Here is a 14,468-nt window from a genome sequence, read left to right on the forward strand (position 1 = left end):
GCTCAGGCGTTGGCCTCGCGTGGTGCGTGCCCGAGCGCAACGGACAGCTTCTCCACCAGGCCGATCGCTGCGTCGGCGATGACGGTGCCCGGAGGGAAGATCGCCGCAGCGCCCGCGGCGTACAGCTCGTCGAAATCGCCGGGTGGGATGACGCCACCGACGACGATCATGATGTCCTCGCGGCCGACGTCGGCCAAGGCCTGCCGCAGGGCGGGCACCAGCGTCAGGTGGCCTGCCGCCAGTGACGACACTCCGACGACGTGAACGTCGTTGTCGGCGGCCTGGCGGGCCACCTCCTCGGGGGTCTGGAACAGCGGGCCGACGTCCACGTCGAAGCCGATGTCCGCGAACGCCGTGGCGATGACCTTCTGACCACGGTCGTGCCCGTCCTGACCCATCTTGCACACCAGGATGCGAGGCCGACGGCCCTCGTCCTCGGCGAACTGCTCGACCAGCGTCGTGGCGCGGGTGATGTTCTCGGATTTGCCTGCCTCGTCGCGGTACACACCACTGATTGTCCGGATTTCGGCCTGATGGCGCCCGTAGACCTTCTCGAGCGCGTCGGAGATCTCGCCGACGGTGGCCATCTTGCGTGCCGCGTCGATGGCGAGGGCGAGCAGATTGTTCTCCATACCCGGCTGATCCGACGCCGCAGCTCTGGTCAGGTTCGCCAGGGCGGCCTCGACCTCGGCGGTGTCCCGCTCGGCCCGCAGTCGCTCGAGCTTTTCGATCTGCTCACGTCGAACCTTGGAGTTCTCGACCTTGAGCACCTCGATGGTGTCGGGCTCGTCGGGCACGTACTTGTTGACGCCCACCAGGGGCTGACGGCCGGAGTCGATACGCGCCTGGGTGCGGGCCGCCGCCTCCTCGATGCGTAGCTTGGGAATTCCCTCGCCGATGGCCTGAGCCATGCCGCCCGCTTCCTCGACCTCGGCGATGTGTGCCCGGGCCCGATTCGCGAGCTGATGAGTGAGCCACTCGACGTAGTGCGAGCCGCCCCACGGATCGATCGGGCGAACGGTGTTGGACTCCTGAGCGATGAGCAGCTGGGTGTTGCGGGCGATCCGCGCCGAGAAGTCCGTCGGCAGGGCGAGTGCCTCGTCGAGGGCGTTGGTGTGCAGCGATTGGGTGTGTCCCTGGGTTGCCGCCATCGCCTCCACGCAGGTGCGGGCGACGTTGTTGAACACGTCCTGTGCCGTCAACGACCAACCCGACGTCTGCGAATGGGTGCGCAGCGAGCGGGATTTGGCGCTCTCGGGCTCGAACTGTTGGACGAGCTCGGCCCACAGCAGACGCCCGGCACGCAGCTTGGCGACCTCCATGAAGAAGTTCATTCCGATGGCCCAGAAGAACGACAGTCGCGGCGCGAACGTATCGATGTCCATGCCCGCATCCAGACCGGCCCGGATGTACTCGACACCGTCCGCGAGGGTGTACGCGAGTTCGAGATCGGCAGTGGCTCCGGCTTCTTGGATGTGGTAGCCGGAGATGGAGATCGAGTTGTACTTGGGCATCTTCTCGCTGGTGTACGCGAAGATGTCCGAGATGATGCGCATCGACGGCTTGGGCGGATAGATGTAGGTGTTGCGCACCATGAACTCTTTGAGAATGTCGTTCTGGATGGTGCCGGCGAGCTTCTCCGGCCCGACGCCCTGCTCCTCGGCGGCCGCGACGTACAGCGCCAGGATCGGCAGCACCGCACCGTTCATGGTCATCGAGACCGAGACGCTGCCCAGGTCGATGCCGTCGAACAGCTGACGCATGTCGTAGATGGAATCGATGGCCACACCGGCCATTCCGACGTCACCCTGTACTCGCGGGTGATCGGAGTCGTAGCCGCGGTGGGTGGCCAGGTCGAACGCCACCGACAGACCCTTCTGGCCGGCCGCGAGGTTTCGACGATAGAACGCGTTGGACTCGGCCGCGGTGGAGAAGCCCGCGTACTGACGAATGGTCCACGGCTGGTTGACGTACATCGTGGGATACGGCCCGCGAAGGAACGGCGGGGCACCCGGGTAGCTGTGCAGCGGGTAGCCCTCGGCCTCGGCGGCGGCGCGATCGGCCTCGGTGAACACCGGCTTGACGTCGATGCCCTCGGGGGTGGACCACACCACCTGCTCGGGTGTGTAGAAGTTGGCCTTCGCGCCCTTCTCCACGTGAGCGTTGACGTCCTCGGCCGACGGCGGCGGCGGAGTCGGCTCGTCGGGATCGACCAGTGGCACCTCGGCGAAACTGCCGATGGTGTGCGAGATTCTGCGCTCGTCGGTATTCACTTCAGGCTCGCTCATCTCAGGCTCCCAGGGTGTCGAGAAGTTCGGTCAGCACGGCGACGGCGTCGACCTTCGCGGTCAGGAATCCATCGGGACGCGAGTCACCCTCGACGCCGGTGAAGATCTTCTCGGGACCGGCGAGCAGCACCTGCGTGACGCCTGCTGCCCGCAGTGCCTCCACGGCAGTGGCGGCCTCGTCGACGTACCTCTTGTCGGTTCCACACACCACCGCTATGTGAGCTCCGGACGCCTCCACTGCCCCGGCAACAGCCTCGACGGTCAGCGGACCCGGGTTGACGGCCTCGATCCCGCCCGAGGCCAACAGATTCGACGCGAATGTCGTCCGGACGTTGTGTTCGGCAACGCTGCCCAGCGGTACCAGAAGCACGGTCGGCCGTGAATCATGCTGAGCCAGATGAACATCCGAGCGATCCCGCAAAGCTTCGAAAGCCCTGGCGTACCTGTACACGGTTGCTGAATCCTGCGGCTCGGTCTGCTCCGGGGTCAGTGGTGCCTCGGCCAGGTTGGGAAACTCGTTGACGCCGGTCAGCGGGGTCACTCGGTGAGCGATGTCGGAATCGCGTTCGGCGCGGGTCTTCTCGATCGCGGCCACGAGCGAACCGTCGGCGACGGCGGCACGGAATCCGCCCGACGCTTCGATGGTCTGGAAGAACTCCCAGGCCTTCGCGGCGACCGCAGCGGTCAGTTCTTCGATGTACCAGGACCCGGCACCCGGATCCAGGACCCGTCCGAGATGCGCCTCTTCGAGCAGCAGCAGCTGGGTGTTCCGGGCGATGCGGGCCGCGAACGTCTTCGACACCCCGGCTGCGCCGCCGTCGAGTGCCGCATCGAACGGGAGCACGGTCACCGCATCGGCGCCGCCCACTCCCGCGCCGAACGACGCCAGCGTGGTCCGCAGCATGTTCACCCACGGATCCCGCTGCGACATCATCGCCTCCGAGGTCACCGCGTGCTGAGGAGCGTCACCGGCGTCGGGGGCTCCGCAGACCTGCGCGATGCGCGCCCACAACGTGCGAGCGGCCCGGAACTTGGCGATGGTCTGGAACTGGTCGTCGGTGGCGGAGAATCGGAACTCGATCTGTCTCAGGGCATCCGAGATGCCGATACCGGCATCGGTCATGGACCGGAGGTACTCGAGGCCTGCGGCGATCGCAGCACCGAGCTCCTGCGCGTCGCCGCCTCCGAGATTGTGGAACACGGTGCCGTCGACGGTGATCGCACGAACCGTCTCGGTGCGACCGATCGATTCACGAACCAGTTCGAGTGCCTCGTCCATCTCGATCGACTCGGTTCCGCCCAACGGCGCTGTGAGAGTGGCCACGCCGAGCCGGATGTCGACTGCGGCGCGATCGTCGATATCGGCCGAGTCGAGCACCCCGAACACTGCTGCAGCTGCTGCCCGAACATCCCCGCGCGCATCGAGCGTCAGCGGTGCGAGCTCGAGAAACACTCCACCGAGAACCTCCGGGAGCGCAGTCGGATCCACACCGCCGGTGCCGACCGTCAACCACAGAGCGCTGGTGCCGTTGGAGAGGGAATCGAGTATCTGCGTGTTGAGCGTCGACGCGTCGTCGGCGCCGTCGCCGCGGACCGAACCGTGGCGGGTGCACACCTTCCAGCCGGCGTTGACGTCGCGGTGGGGGTCGCGGCCCCGCAGGTAGGGAAATTGCCCCGGCAGTGGACCTTCCGGGCGCTCGTCGAACGCGGTGTACAGCGGGGACACGGTGACCCCGTCGTACGTCGTCGAATCGAGTAGATGTTCGGCGTCGGCGGGCAGATCGGCCACCTCGACCCGACGAGATTTGGCCAGGACACCGGCCACTGCCTTCTGCCAGGCCGCATGAGCGCTGCGTGCGGCATCTTCGTGCGACGCGATGGACACGTGTGCTGCTCCCTCGGTTCGGCGGGTAGTCCTGCGCCCGACTTGAAGTGATGCTAACCCCACCGCCTTGCAGGTTATCGTGAGGATCACCTCACGTTCGGTAGGACGGCTGAGCTCTCGCACTCGCCGAAACAGCGAGGTGTCGTCTCGCGCCGGTACGCTTGCCTCTCGTGACCCGGCACCTGCGTGACGTTCGACTGATCGCGCTGCTGGCGGTTGTTGCCGTCTTCGCTCTCGTGGCGGTGTTCGCACCCCATCCGAGTGTCGAACAGATTCGCGATTGGGGCGTCTCAGTCGGCCCGGCATTTCCGCTCGTGTTCTTCGGCGTGCACGCGATCGTGACCGTCGCACCCGTCCCGAGAACACTGTTCACGCTCAGCGCAGGAGTGCTGTTCGGGCCCCTGACCGGATTGGCGGTCACCATCGGCGCGTCGACGGTAAGTGCGATTCTGGCTCTGCTGTTGGTCCGCGCGATAGGTCGAGAAGCCGTGGCAGCGCGGATGTCGCACTCGGTCCTGGATTCGGTGGACGAGAGTCTGCGGCGGCGCGGATGGCTGGCCGTCGGCTCTCTACGCCTGATAGCGCCGGTGCCGTTCTCGGTGGTGAACTACGCGTGTGGTGTGTCGGCGGTTCGGCCCGTCCCGTTCGCGCTGGCGACGGCCGTCGGGATGCTGCCGGGCACTCTCGGAATCGTCGTGATCGGCGGAGCGATCGGGGGCGAGACACATCCGGCGCTGCTGGTGCTGTCCGCGGTCTGTATCGCGATCGGCCTCAGTGGGCTGGTCGTGGATTGGCGTCTGTCGCGCGGTTCGCGATCCGAGCCCACACCCGCGGGCAGTCGACAGGCCGGGAACCTTGATTCTGACTAATCAAGCATTGAAGCTTGACTGGGTCACATCAACGATCTAGCCTTGTCCGATGTTCGTACTGACCGTGGACCAGCGCCGCAGTAGGCGCGATATCGATCGCGTACCCGAACTGCTCGATCGCTACCGCGACCACGAGCTGATCCGTCCCTTCGAGCGAACCGCAGGAGACGAAGTGCAAGCCGTCTGCGAGGAGGCCGCCATCGTCGTCTCGATCGCCCTCGAACTGGTATCCACCCCGCACTGGAGCGTGGGCATCGGCATCGGCTCCGTCGAACTCCCGCTGCCCGAGACCACGCGCGCCGGACGCGGACCGGCGTTCGAGGCAGCCCGGGACGCCGTGACCAGAGCCAAGAACGCACCGGCTGCACTCGCCGTCAGCGGCCCCGACGCCGCTGCCGCCGAGGATGCGGAGACCGCATCGACCCTGGTTGCGCTGCTCGTCGGCAGACGCTCGGACCAGGGCCGAGAAGCAGTCGAACTCATGGCTCGCGGGTTGTCGCAGACCGACGCGGCCGAACGACTGAAGATCAGCAAACAAGCCATGTCACAACGACTCTCGGTAGCCGGCTGGCACGTCGAGAACGCGGGCCGCACCCTGGCGACTCGCTTGCTCGACACCGCGAACACAACGGAAAGCCATCGGTCATGATCGTCGCCACCCTCGTGCTGCTTGCACTGACCGCAATCGCCGCTACGGTCCCGGCCGGCACCGGAATTCGACGATGGTTGCCCACCGCCGCCGCGTCGAGTCTGCTCGCGGCAGCGGCAGTCCTGGCCACTGTCGCCGGACCGGCCTACGGTCTCGGCCACGCCATCGGAGTGGTCCTGAGCGTCGTCGCTGCGGCACTGGGTGGAACAGCGGTGGTGCCCACCGTTTTTCGCGTCGCACGACGACGAAGCGACTCGACCGGAGAAGATCCGGTCGAGCCGCTTCGTGGTGGACTGACCATCGGCATCCTCGAACGCGTGGCCGTTGCCGTGTCGATTCTCGCCGGTTGGCCGGAAGGGATCGCCATCGTGCTGGCAGTCAAGGGACTCGCGCGCTATCCCGAACTGCGCGAATCCCATGCCTCCGAACAGTTCATCATCGGCACCTTCGCCAGCGTGCTGTGGGCCCTGGCCGCTGCCGGCGTCGGAACCGCCCTGATCAGCTGATCAGGGCGGACCTCAGCGCTGTTCCGGCTCCGCCTCGGGCGACGCCGCCAGGGCACCGAGGTCCAACCCTTTGGACAGTTCGGGAGACGCAGCCAGCGACGTGTCGACCGGCTTGCGCGCCACTGCTTCTGCCGCCTTGACCGCCTCGGCGACCGCCGGATCGGTCTTGGTCTCGAACCATTCGGCGACCTCGTCGGAGTCGTCCTCCGGCTTGGGCTCGTTGCCCGCCGACTCGTTGGGCTCGTAGCGGAAGACACCGTCCTCCCCGGGCGCACCGAGTGTCTTGGCGAAGCCCTTGAGCGCATCGCCGAAATCGCTCGGAATCATCCACACCTTGTTCGCATCGCCCTGCGCCATCTGCGGCAGGGTCTGCATGTACTGGTACGCGAGCAACTCGGGGGTCGGCTTGCCGGCCTTGATGGCACCGAACACCTTCTCGATGGCTTTGGCCTGGCCCTGGGCCTCGAGATACTTCGCAGCTCGATCACCCTGCGCCCGCAGGATGCGTGACTGCCGCTCACCCTCGGCGGTGAGGATGGACGCTTGCTTGCCACCCTCGGCCGCGAGAATCCGACTCTGCTTGTCGCCCTCGGCGGTCTTGATCGCCGACTCACGATGGCCCTCGGCAGTGAGGATGGTCGCTCGCTTCTCGCGATCGGCCTTCATCTGCTTCTCCATCGATTCCTGGATCGAGGGCGGCGGATCGATGCTCTTGAGCTCCACTCGGGCCACTCGCAGACCCCAGCGGCCGGTCGCCTCGTCCAGCACGACGCGGAGTTGACCGTTGATCGAATCACGCGAGGTGAGCGTCTCCTCCAGCGTCATTCCGCCGACGACGTTACGCAGTGTGGTGGTCGTCAACTGCTCGACGCCGACGATGTAGTTGTTGATCTCGTACACGGCCGACTGCGGGTTCGTCACCTGGAAGTACACGACGGTGTCGATCGACACGGTCAGGTTGTCCTTGGTGATCACCGGCTGCGGGGGAAACGACACGACCCGCTCGCGCAGGTCGACCTTGGCGCGGATGCGGTCGACGAACGGCACGAGGAACGTGAGCTGTCCGGACACGGTGCGTGTGTAGCGGCCCAGCCGTTCGATGACGGCGGCCTCGGCTTGCGGGACGATCGAGATGGACTTGGCCATCAACACCGCAACGAACGCGACGATGACAGCCAGTGCGATGAGTGCTTCCACTTGGCTACGGTCCCTTCCATACGACGGCGGTAGCGCCGTCAATTTCCATCACGGTCACGGTGGTGCCAGGGGCATAGACCTCGGTATCGTCGAGAGGACGAGCCGTCCACACCTCACCACCGAGCTTGATCTGGCCTTCGTGGGCAGTGACCTGTTCGAGAACGACCGCACTCTTGCCGGTGAGCGCCGCCATGCCCATCGGGGTATCGGGCGGATTCGCGAACCGCCGCAACAGAATCGGTCTCAACCCGAGCACCAACGCCAGTGACAGGACACCGAAGACGATCGCATCGGCCCACACCGGGAAATCCGTCAGAGCAGAGACACCGGCAGTACCGAGCGCACCGCCGGCAATCATCAGAAGAAAGAAGTCGCCCGTCAGTGCCTCGGCACCGGCGAGCACCACTGCCGCTATGAGCCAAATGATCGCTGCCACAGCCTCCATACAATCACGAATCGGACAATTGCCGGTGCGTTGCTGGACAGAGCCCTACTCGGTCACGAAGTCGACCAATTGTTCGACGGCACCGATCAACGGTGCCTCGAGATCCCGAAAGCTCGACACCGACGAATACACCCGACGCCACCCCTCCCGGGGAGTACCCCACCCCAGCTCTCGGCAGATCCCGGTCTTCCAATCCTCGCCGCGCGGAATCTTCGGCCACGCAGCGATTCCCACGGCCGCCGGCTTCACCGCTTCCCAGACGTCGATGAACGGATGACCGGTGACCAACACGTGTTCGCCCAGCGACCTCGTCAACTTCGACTCCTTGGACCCGGTCACCAGATGATCCACCAGGACTCCGACGCGACGGCCGGGGCCAGGACCGAAATCGGCCAACCGCTCCCCCAGATTGTCCAGACCCTCCAGATGTTCGACGACCACGCCCTCCACCCGAAGATCGTGTCCCCACACACTTTCCACCAGGGCCGCGTCGTGCACGCCCTCGACCCAGATGCGGCTCGCCCGGGCGGTGCGCGCGCGCAGTCCCTCGACTTTGGTGGAACCGGATGCGGAGCGCGCCTGCTGTGGCGTTGCAGCGGCGGGCTTCGGACGCACCAGAGTCACCCGGCGTCCGTCGATCAGGAATGCTGCCTCGCGCAGGGCGAACAGCCGCGTCGTACGGGCACCGTCCTCGAGACGGACGAAATCTCCGTCGTAGGTGCGCTCGAAGCCGACCACGGCACCGCAGTACCCGGTACCGGCGTCTTCGACAACCAATCCACGATCGGCCGACACCTCCGGTGCCGGAACCTTGCGCATGCGACTGTGCCCTCTGAGAATGTCTCCGCCGTACATGTCGTTCACGGCAACCAACGCTAGCGACACCGGCCTCTCCAGCACGGTTCGCCACGCCGACCTATGCTCGTGAGTCGTGTGTTCCTCTAGCGCAAGTCTCGCCCTGTGGGCCGGTTCCTGGCTGGCCGGTTCCAGCTCTCCCGACGACGTCATCGACGCGATGTCCGAGTGGGCTCCGATGCATCTCGTCGGTGCAGGTGATGTGGACGCAGCCAACGATTTCGGGCTGCAGTACCCCGGCCACGCCGAGGGAATAGCGGGCCTGCTGCACGCGATCAGAGCGGCCGCAACTGCGTCGACGCCCACGGCCGGGGACGATCGGATCAAGCTCGTTCTGCCCGCCCCCGGCGCGGTGAGCGGCCTCCCCGCCAACACCGACTTCTCCCGAGCTGCCCTGAACACCGGTCAAGCGGTGGTGATCGGTACCTCGGGCAACACCGGGATCGGGTTGGTACCCGTCGTGGAGGGGCCGGATGTGTTGCGCTGGACCGTCTACTCGATCGTCGTCCCCGAGCACGGTCATCGGGATCGGGGGTTGGGTGAGGCCGAGTACGAGATGCGTGAGGCCGTACGCGGTGCGGCCGACGCTCTCGCACGGATGCAGTCGCTACCCACCCGGACCCTCGACGCCGATCCGCGCACTCGTATCGCCGAGTTGATCGCCGACGCGGCACGGCATCGCTACCCCGCAGACATGTCCGACAGGGCGTTCCGCGTCCTCGAATCGGCGGATCGGGTGGCCGCCATTCTGACGGTCGCGGCGGGATCGGCTCCGTCGGAGGCACCGACCGCGACGGCAGCTGCAGCACGGGAAGAACTCGTTCGACCGCTCTGGGTTGCGGTGCGCACCGCACGCACCATCGCGGTCGCGACGAGCATCGCAGCGGCGATGCATTCCGCCTGACACCGCGCCCGGCCGCGGTGTCAGGCGGCAACGTTCACGACGTGGCAGCGGCGGGCCGGGAGGGCCTGGTGGGCTGCTCACAGCACCCGACGGCGCAGCGACTGCCGTCCAGTGTCGAGCCGTAGCCGGGCACACTGCCGAGACCGCGGCATCGGCCGCCGACTCGGTATTCGTCCACCAGCTCGCGGATCATCCGTGGAAAACGCGCGTCGGATCCGGGCGTGCCTGCGCGCGCGAAAGCCATACCGAGTTCGCGAGCCTTCTCCTCCGCTTCGGTGTCCAGATCCCACACGACCTCGAGATGGTCGGACACGAATCCGATCGGACACACGATCACGGCGTCCACGGACTTCTCCGACAGCGCTTCGAGGTGGTCGCAGATGTCGGGGTCGAGCCACGGCACCTGCGGGGGCCCGGAGCGGGACTGCCACACCAGGTCGTAGTCGTCGACGCCCGACGCGGCTGCAACGAGCCTCGAGGCCTCTGCCACCTGACGGCTGTAGAGGTGACCGCCGTCCTCGGGCGGGCCGGCGTTGGCGTCGGCGGCCGAGGGGATGGAGTGTGCGGTGAACACCAGACGCGCGCCGGCGCGGTGCTGCTCGGGCAGTGTGGCTCGCGCCGATGCGACGGCGTCGCTGAACGCGTCGACCATCAGCGGGTGGTCGTAGTACTGCCGGATCTTGAGCAGATGCGGCGCATCGTCACCGACGGCGGCGCGGGCCCGGGCGATGTCCTCGTGGTACTGCCTGCATCCGGAGTATCCGCCCCACGCGGAGGTGGGAAACACGAGTGCGTTCCTGATTCCGTCCGACTTCATGGTCGCGACGGTGTCCTCGATCATCGGATGCCAGTTGCGGTTTCCGAAGTAGATCGGCAGATCCACTCCGGCGGAATCGAATTCGACACGGAGGGCGTCGATGATGTCTCGGTTGAGCCGGTTGATCGGCGAGACGCCCCCGAAGTGCATGTAATGCTCGACGACCGCGTCGAGCCGCTCGGGCGGCACTCCACGTCCGCGAGTGACGTTCTCCAGGAAAGGGCGTACGTCGGCGGGCTGTTCCGGCCCGCCGAACGAGAGCACCAACAATGCGTCGAAGTCTCCAGGGGTGGTCATGTGTCCATTGTGCCCCCGTCGCCGACCGGACCCGGTGGGGGTCCGATCGGCGATCGAAACCTCTCGGTGGGCGAAACCACGTGCGGTTCCGCCCACCGCGGTGTCACATGTTCTCGGGGAGGTACGTGTTGTGGCTGGCTCCACCGTCGACGTACACGATGGATCCGGTGGTGCCGGGCAGCCAATCGGACAGCAGCGCGACGATCGACTTCGCGACGACAGTCGGATCGTTGACGTCCCAACCGATGGGAGCGGCACCGTCCCAGTAGACGTTGAGCTGGTCCATCTTGGCGGCATCACCGGTCGCGGTACCCGCAATCGCCTTGGCTGCGAGAGTCCTGATGGGCCCTGCTGCAACAAGATTGGAGCGGATGCGCTTGGCTGCGCCCACTTCCCGTGCCACGTAACGGTTCACGGACTCGAGGGCGGCCTTCGCCACACCCATCCAGTTGTAGTACGGCATCGAGGTGCGCGGATCGAAGTCCATTCCGACGATGGAGCCACCCTCGTTCATGACCGGGAGCACGGCGCGCGCGAGCGACGCGTAACTCCACGCGGAGATCTCGAATGCCCTCGCGGCATCGGGTCCGGGGCCGTCCAGGAACGGCTTCGCATCGGGGCCCATGAGGGTGCGGGGCGCGAATGCGATCGAGTGCAGAACCCCGTCGATACCTTCCGGTGCCACTTCGCGTACGCGGTCGGCCAGCGCCGCGAGGTGCTCCTCGTTGGTGGCGTCGAGCTCGATCGCCGGGGGCACCTCCTTGGGCAGACGCTGCGCGATGCGGTCGATGAGTCGGAGTCGATCGAACCCGGTGATGATCACCTTGGCGCCCTGCTCCTGCGCCATGGCTGCAGCGTGAAACGCGATCGAGGCGTCGGTGATGATGCCGGTGATGAGAATGGTCTTGCCTTCGAGCAATCCGCCCATAGTGCTGTATTCCTTAATTCGGAGGTGTACGTCTGTCGGAATCGTTGTGCGAGTAGGACTTCAGTGCCCCATGCCCATACCACCGTCGACGGGAATGACCGCACCGGACACGTACGACGAGTCAGGTCCGGCAAGGAAGCTCACCACTGCCGCAACGTCCTCGGGCTGACCGAGACGCTGGAGGGGGATGTATTCCTTCGCCTTGCCGCGCAAGTCGTCCGAGAGCTCTGCCGTCATGTCGGTTTCGATGAAACCCGGGGACACGACGTTCGCCGTGATGGAACGCGAGCCCAGTTCCCTCGTGATCGATCGAGCCATTCCGATGACGCCCGCCTTGGACGCTGCGTAGTTGATCTGCCCCGGTCCGCCGGCCATGGCCACGACAGAACTCAGGAAGATCATCCGACCCCAGCGCGCGCGCAACATGGCTCGGTTGGCGCGCTTGGCGACGCGGAAGGCTCCGGTCAGGTTCGCGTCGATCACACGCTGGAACTGGTCCTCGGTCATACGCATCAGCAGCGTGTCGTCGGTGATGCCGGCGTTGGCCACGAGCACCTCGACCGGTCCCTGCTTCTCTTCGACCTCCTTGAAGGCCGCGTCCACCGAGGCGGAGTCGGTGACGTCGCAGACGACCCCGAACAGCCCGTCGGGAGCGCCGGAGCCACGGTGGGTGACGGCCACCTTGTGGCCGTCGGCTTGGAGTCGCTGGGCGATGGCAAGACCGATTCCCCGGTTACCTCCGGTGACGAGTACCGATCGCGCGATGAAGTCAGGTGTGGACATGCCTAGCAACCTATCTGTTCGTCCTGGAATGACAAAGCGAAACTTACTGGTGAGTAAGAACAACGATCACGGGAGACGTTGCCGCATCACCAATGCCGAACCGAGGCCAGCCGAGATGCACAGGACGCCGAGTATCAGCCACGGACGCGACGCGTCCCCGCGGGTGATCTCGAACCCGATCTGTTCCTCGAGGGTGTCGTAGACGTCTCTGAGATCCTCGAGCGACGACGCGGAGAAGAAGCTGCCGCCGGACAGATTCGCGATCTCCCGCAACGACGGATCGTCGACCGGTACGGGCACACGTTCGACGCCGTTCTCGTCCTCGATCTCGACGGAGCCGTAGCTCGTGCCGAACGAGATGGTGGAGATGGGCACGTTCTTGTCCTTGGCGGCACGCGCTGCGGTGTACCCGCCGCGGGGGTCGTCGAGGTTCTGCGGAACGGTCTGCTTACCGTCCGAGAGCAGCACGATGCGCGCAGGCGGCGCCGCGTCGCCGCCGCCGAGTATCGCGCCGAGAGTGTCGATCGACTGGAGCGAGGTGAAGATCGACTCGCCGGTGGCCGTTCGTTCGCTGAGTTGCAACCTGTCGATGGCGGATTTGGTGGCTTCGCGGTTGGCCGTGGGCGAGACCAGGACGGACGCCGTTCCGGCGAACGCGACCAACCCGAGATTGATGCCGGGCGTCAGACCGTCGGCGAAGGATTTGGCTGCTTCCTGCGCGGCTGCCAACCGAGTCGGCTCCACGTCGGTGGCCTCCATCGACAGCGACACGTCGATGACGAGCATGACGGTCGCTCGGTTCCGTGGCACCCGCTGGTCCGCCGTGGGACCGGCCAACGCGACGGTCAGGAACATCAGGCCGACCAGAACCAGTGCCGTCGGCAGGTGTCGCAGTCGATTGGGCCGATCCGGCGCAACGGACTCGAGCAGTTCCATGTTGGAGAACCGCAGCACGTGCTTCTGCTTGCGCCGCTGGATCACGACGTAGCCGACCGTCAGTGCGATGACGACGAGGAGAAAGCCCAGCCACCACGGCGAGGCGAAATCGGTCAGGCTCATCGCGGTGCCCGCGCTGTGTTGGTGAACCCGGACCCGATGGTGTGCCTGCGTGCGGTCACGAACCGTACGATGTCTGCGATCCAGTCACCGTCGGTGCGGAGCGTCAATCGGGGTGCGCCGCACCGACGTAGCGCCTTCTCGACGTCGTCGCGGTGTGCTGCAGCTGCGCGCGCGAAATCTGCACGCAGCCGAGGCGTGGTACTGAATTCGCGAGTGCGGCCGGATTCCGGATCGTGGAGAACCACGTCACCGACGTCGGGCAGTTCCAGATCACGTGGGTCGAGTACCTCGACGGCCAGCACGTCGTGTCGAGCGGAGATGGCCCGAAGCGACCGCTCCCAATCGATCGGCCCGAGGAAGTCGCTGATCACCACAGCCATTCCGCGGCGGCGTTCGGGCCGTCGCAGCGCTTCGATGGCGGCGCGCAGGTCACCGCGCACACCGTCGGCCGCAGCCGGCGTCGTGGCAATGGCACGGAGCATCGACTGAGTGTGCACGCGGCCGCCGCGTGCAGGAATGCGGTTGGTCTCGGAACCGGTGGCCACCACCGCGCCGATTCGATTACCGCCACCGCCGGACAGATGAGTGATGGCGGCCGAGGCCGCGACCGCGAGATCGCGCTTCTCGCACCCGGTGGTGCCGAAGTCGAGGCTGGCCGACAAGTCGACGACGAGCCAGGTCTCCAGCTCGCGGTCGGCCACGGACTGCCGCACGTGCGGATGCGTCGTACGCGCGGTGACCGACCAGTCCATCTGGCGGACGTCGTCGCCCGGCTGGTATTCCCTGGCGTCGCCCGGTTCCGAACCGGGACCGGGAATCAGCCCGAGATGATCGCCGTGCAGCACCCCGTCCAATCGGCGGCGGACGGTCAGCTCCAAGGTCCGCAGCGCGGCAGCCAGTTTCGGATCGCGCAGTTCACCCGATCGAAAGGACGGCGGCCGAGACACGACGGCACGGGATGCGGTCACGGAAGCGGTGTCGGATCC

General features: G+C 66.2%; 14 protein-coding genes. 4 read left to right on the forward strand and 10 right to left on the reverse strand.

Translation table 11 applies throughout. The features are described from left to right. Window positions 1-2 precede the first annotated feature (2 nt). Together scpA and mutA are read right to left on the reverse strand one after the other, a co-directional pair. The gene (gene scpA, locus CH291_RS22205) at window positions 3-2,288 is read right to left on the reverse strand and encodes a methylmalonyl-CoA mutase (RefSeq protein WP_094688680.1); all 2,286 of its coding nucleotides are present in this window, start codon (window positions 2,286-2,288) and stop codon (window positions 3-5) included. A gap of 1 nt (window position 2,289) precedes the next feature. Continuing rightward, the gene (gene mutA / locus CH291_RS22210; protein WP_094688681.1) at window positions 2,290-4,173 is read right to left on the reverse strand and encodes a methylmalonyl-CoA mutase small subunit; all 1,884 of its coding nucleotides are present in this window, start codon (window positions 4,171-4,173) and stop codon (window positions 2,290-2,292) included. A 170-nt stretch (window positions 4,174-4,343) separates the two neighbouring features. Between mutA and CH291_RS22215 the strand changes: the two genes are divergently transcribed. From CH291_RS22215 to CH291_RS22225, 3 genes are read left to right on the forward strand one after another with little or no spacing between them, the layout of a single operon-like run. Continuing rightward, entirely contained in the window at window positions 4,344-5,042 is a 699-nt protein-coding gene (locus tag CH291_RS22215) for a TVP38/TMEM64 family protein (protein ID WP_094688682.1), read from the forward strand. A 49-nt stretch (window positions 5,043-5,091) separates the two neighbouring features. Beyond that, window positions 5,092-5,691 (forward strand): hypothetical protein, encoded by a 600-nt coding sequence (locus CH291_RS22220; RefSeq protein WP_094641852.1) that lies wholly within the window; start codon window positions 5,092-5,094, stop codon window positions 5,689-5,691. Further along, window positions 5,688-6,197 carry a hypothetical protein gene (locus CH291_RS22225; protein ID WP_094688683.1) on the forward strand — a complete coding sequence of 170 codons (510 nt, stop codon included), beginning with the start codon at window positions 5,688-5,690 and terminating at the stop codon, window positions 6,195-6,197. The genes CH291_RS22220 and CH291_RS22225 overlap by 4 nt, the downstream gene beginning before the upstream one ends. Before the next feature lie 12 nt (window positions 6,198-6,209). Here CH291_RS22225 and CH291_RS22230 read toward each other — a convergent pair whose 3' ends face one another. Genes CH291_RS22230 through CH291_RS22240 form a run of 3 tightly spaced genes read right to left on the reverse strand, consistent with a single transcriptional unit; the run spans window position 6,210 to window position 8,694 of the window. Further along, window positions 6,210-7,394, reverse strand: a complete 1,185-nt coding sequence (locus CH291_RS22230; RefSeq protein ID WP_068050491.1) for an SPFH domain-containing protein — start codon at window positions 7,392-7,394, stop codon at window positions 6,210-6,212. Window positions 7,395-7,398: 4 nt separating this feature from the next. After that, a complete protein-coding gene (locus tag CH291_RS22235; protein WP_179276632.1) occupies window positions 7,399-7,830 on the reverse strand; it encodes an NfeD family protein in 432 nt (143 codons plus the stop codon). A gap of 54 nt (window positions 7,831-7,884) precedes the next feature. Further along, a complete protein-coding gene (locus CH291_RS22240) occupies window positions 7,885-8,694 on the reverse strand; it encodes a DUF3097 domain-containing protein (RefSeq protein ID WP_094670249.1) in 810 nt (269 codons plus the stop codon). A gap of 76 nt (window positions 8,695-8,770) precedes the next feature. Between CH291_RS22240 and CH291_RS22245 the strand changes: the two genes are divergently transcribed. Continuing rightward, on the forward strand, window positions 8,771-9,598 hold the full coding sequence (locus CH291_RS22245) for a hypothetical protein (RefSeq protein WP_179276633.1): 828 nt from the start codon (window positions 8,771-8,773) through the stop codon (window positions 9,596-9,598). 34 nt (window positions 9,599-9,632) lie between these two features. Here CH291_RS22245 and CH291_RS22250 read toward each other — a convergent pair whose 3' ends face one another. The 5 genes from CH291_RS22250 to CH291_RS22270 form a co-directional block, all read right to left on the reverse strand. Then, the gene (locus CH291_RS22250) at window positions 9,633-10,712 is read right to left on the reverse strand and encodes a ferrochelatase (protein ID WP_068050493.1); all 1,080 of its coding nucleotides are present in this window, start codon (window positions 10,710-10,712) and stop codon (window positions 9,633-9,635) included. Window positions 10,713-10,815: 103 nt separating this feature from the next. Continuing rightward, window positions 10,816-11,640, reverse strand: a complete 825-nt coding sequence (gene inhA / locus CH291_RS22255; protein WP_032377850.1) for an NADH-dependent enoyl-ACP reductase InhA — start codon at window positions 11,638-11,640, stop codon at window positions 10,816-10,818. A gap of 60 nt (window positions 11,641-11,700) precedes the next feature. Then, window positions 11,701-12,423, reverse strand: a complete 723-nt coding sequence (fabG1, locus tag CH291_RS22260) for a 3-oxoacyl-ACP reductase FabG1 (RefSeq protein WP_068050494.1) — start codon at window positions 12,421-12,423, stop codon at window positions 11,701-11,703. A 66-nt stretch (window positions 12,424-12,489) separates the two neighbouring features. Next, window positions 12,490-13,482, reverse strand: a complete 993-nt coding sequence (locus CH291_RS22265) for a VWA domain-containing protein (protein WP_068050495.1) — start codon at window positions 13,480-13,482, stop codon at window positions 12,490-12,492. Next, on the reverse strand, window positions 13,479-14,450 hold the full coding sequence (locus CH291_RS22270; RefSeq protein WP_094688886.1) for a DUF58 domain-containing protein: 972 nt from the start codon (window positions 14,448-14,450) through the stop codon (window positions 13,479-13,481). The genes CH291_RS22265 and CH291_RS22270 overlap by 4 nt, the downstream gene beginning before the upstream one ends. Between the last annotated feature and the right edge of the window lie 18 nt (window positions 14,451-14,468).

Source organism: Rhodococcus sp. 14-1411-2a, from assembly GCF_002259485.1.
Classification (GTDB): domain Bacteria; phylum Actinomycetota; class Actinomycetes; order Mycobacteriales; family Mycobacteriaceae; genus Rhodococcoides.

Excerpts from the sequence above, each read along its gene's own strand:
- inhA (WP_032377850.1), bottom strand. The coding sequence starts at position 11,640 with ATGGGCGGATTGCTCGAAGGCAAGACCATTCTCATCACCGGCATCATC.
- scpA (WP_094688680.1), bottom strand. The coding sequence starts at position 2,288 with ATGAGCGAGCCTGAAGTGAATACCGACGAGCGCAGAATCTCGCACACC.
- CH291_RS22225 (WP_094688683.1), top strand. The coding sequence starts at position 5,688 with ATGATCGTCGCCACCCTCGTGCTGCTTGCACTGACCGCAATCGCCGCT.
- CH291_RS22265 (WP_068050495.1), bottom strand. The coding sequence starts at position 13,482 with ATGAGCCTGACCGATTTCGCCTCGCCGTGGTGGCTGGGCTTTCTCCTC.
- fabG1 (WP_068050494.1), bottom strand. The coding sequence starts at position 12,423 with ATGTCCACACCTGACTTCATCGCGCGATCGGTACTCGTCACCGGAGGT.
- CH291_RS22240 (WP_094670249.1), bottom strand. The coding sequence starts at position 8,694 with ATGTACGGCGGAGACATTCTCAGAGGGCACAGTCGCATGCGCAAGGTT.
- CH291_RS22250 (WP_068050493.1), bottom strand. The coding sequence starts at position 10,712 with ATGACCACCCCTGGAGACTTCGACGCATTGTTGGTGCTCTCGTTCGGC.
- CH291_RS22220 (WP_094641852.1), top strand. The coding sequence starts at position 5,092 with ATGTTCGTACTGACCGTGGACCAGCGCCGCAGTAGGCGCGATATCGAT.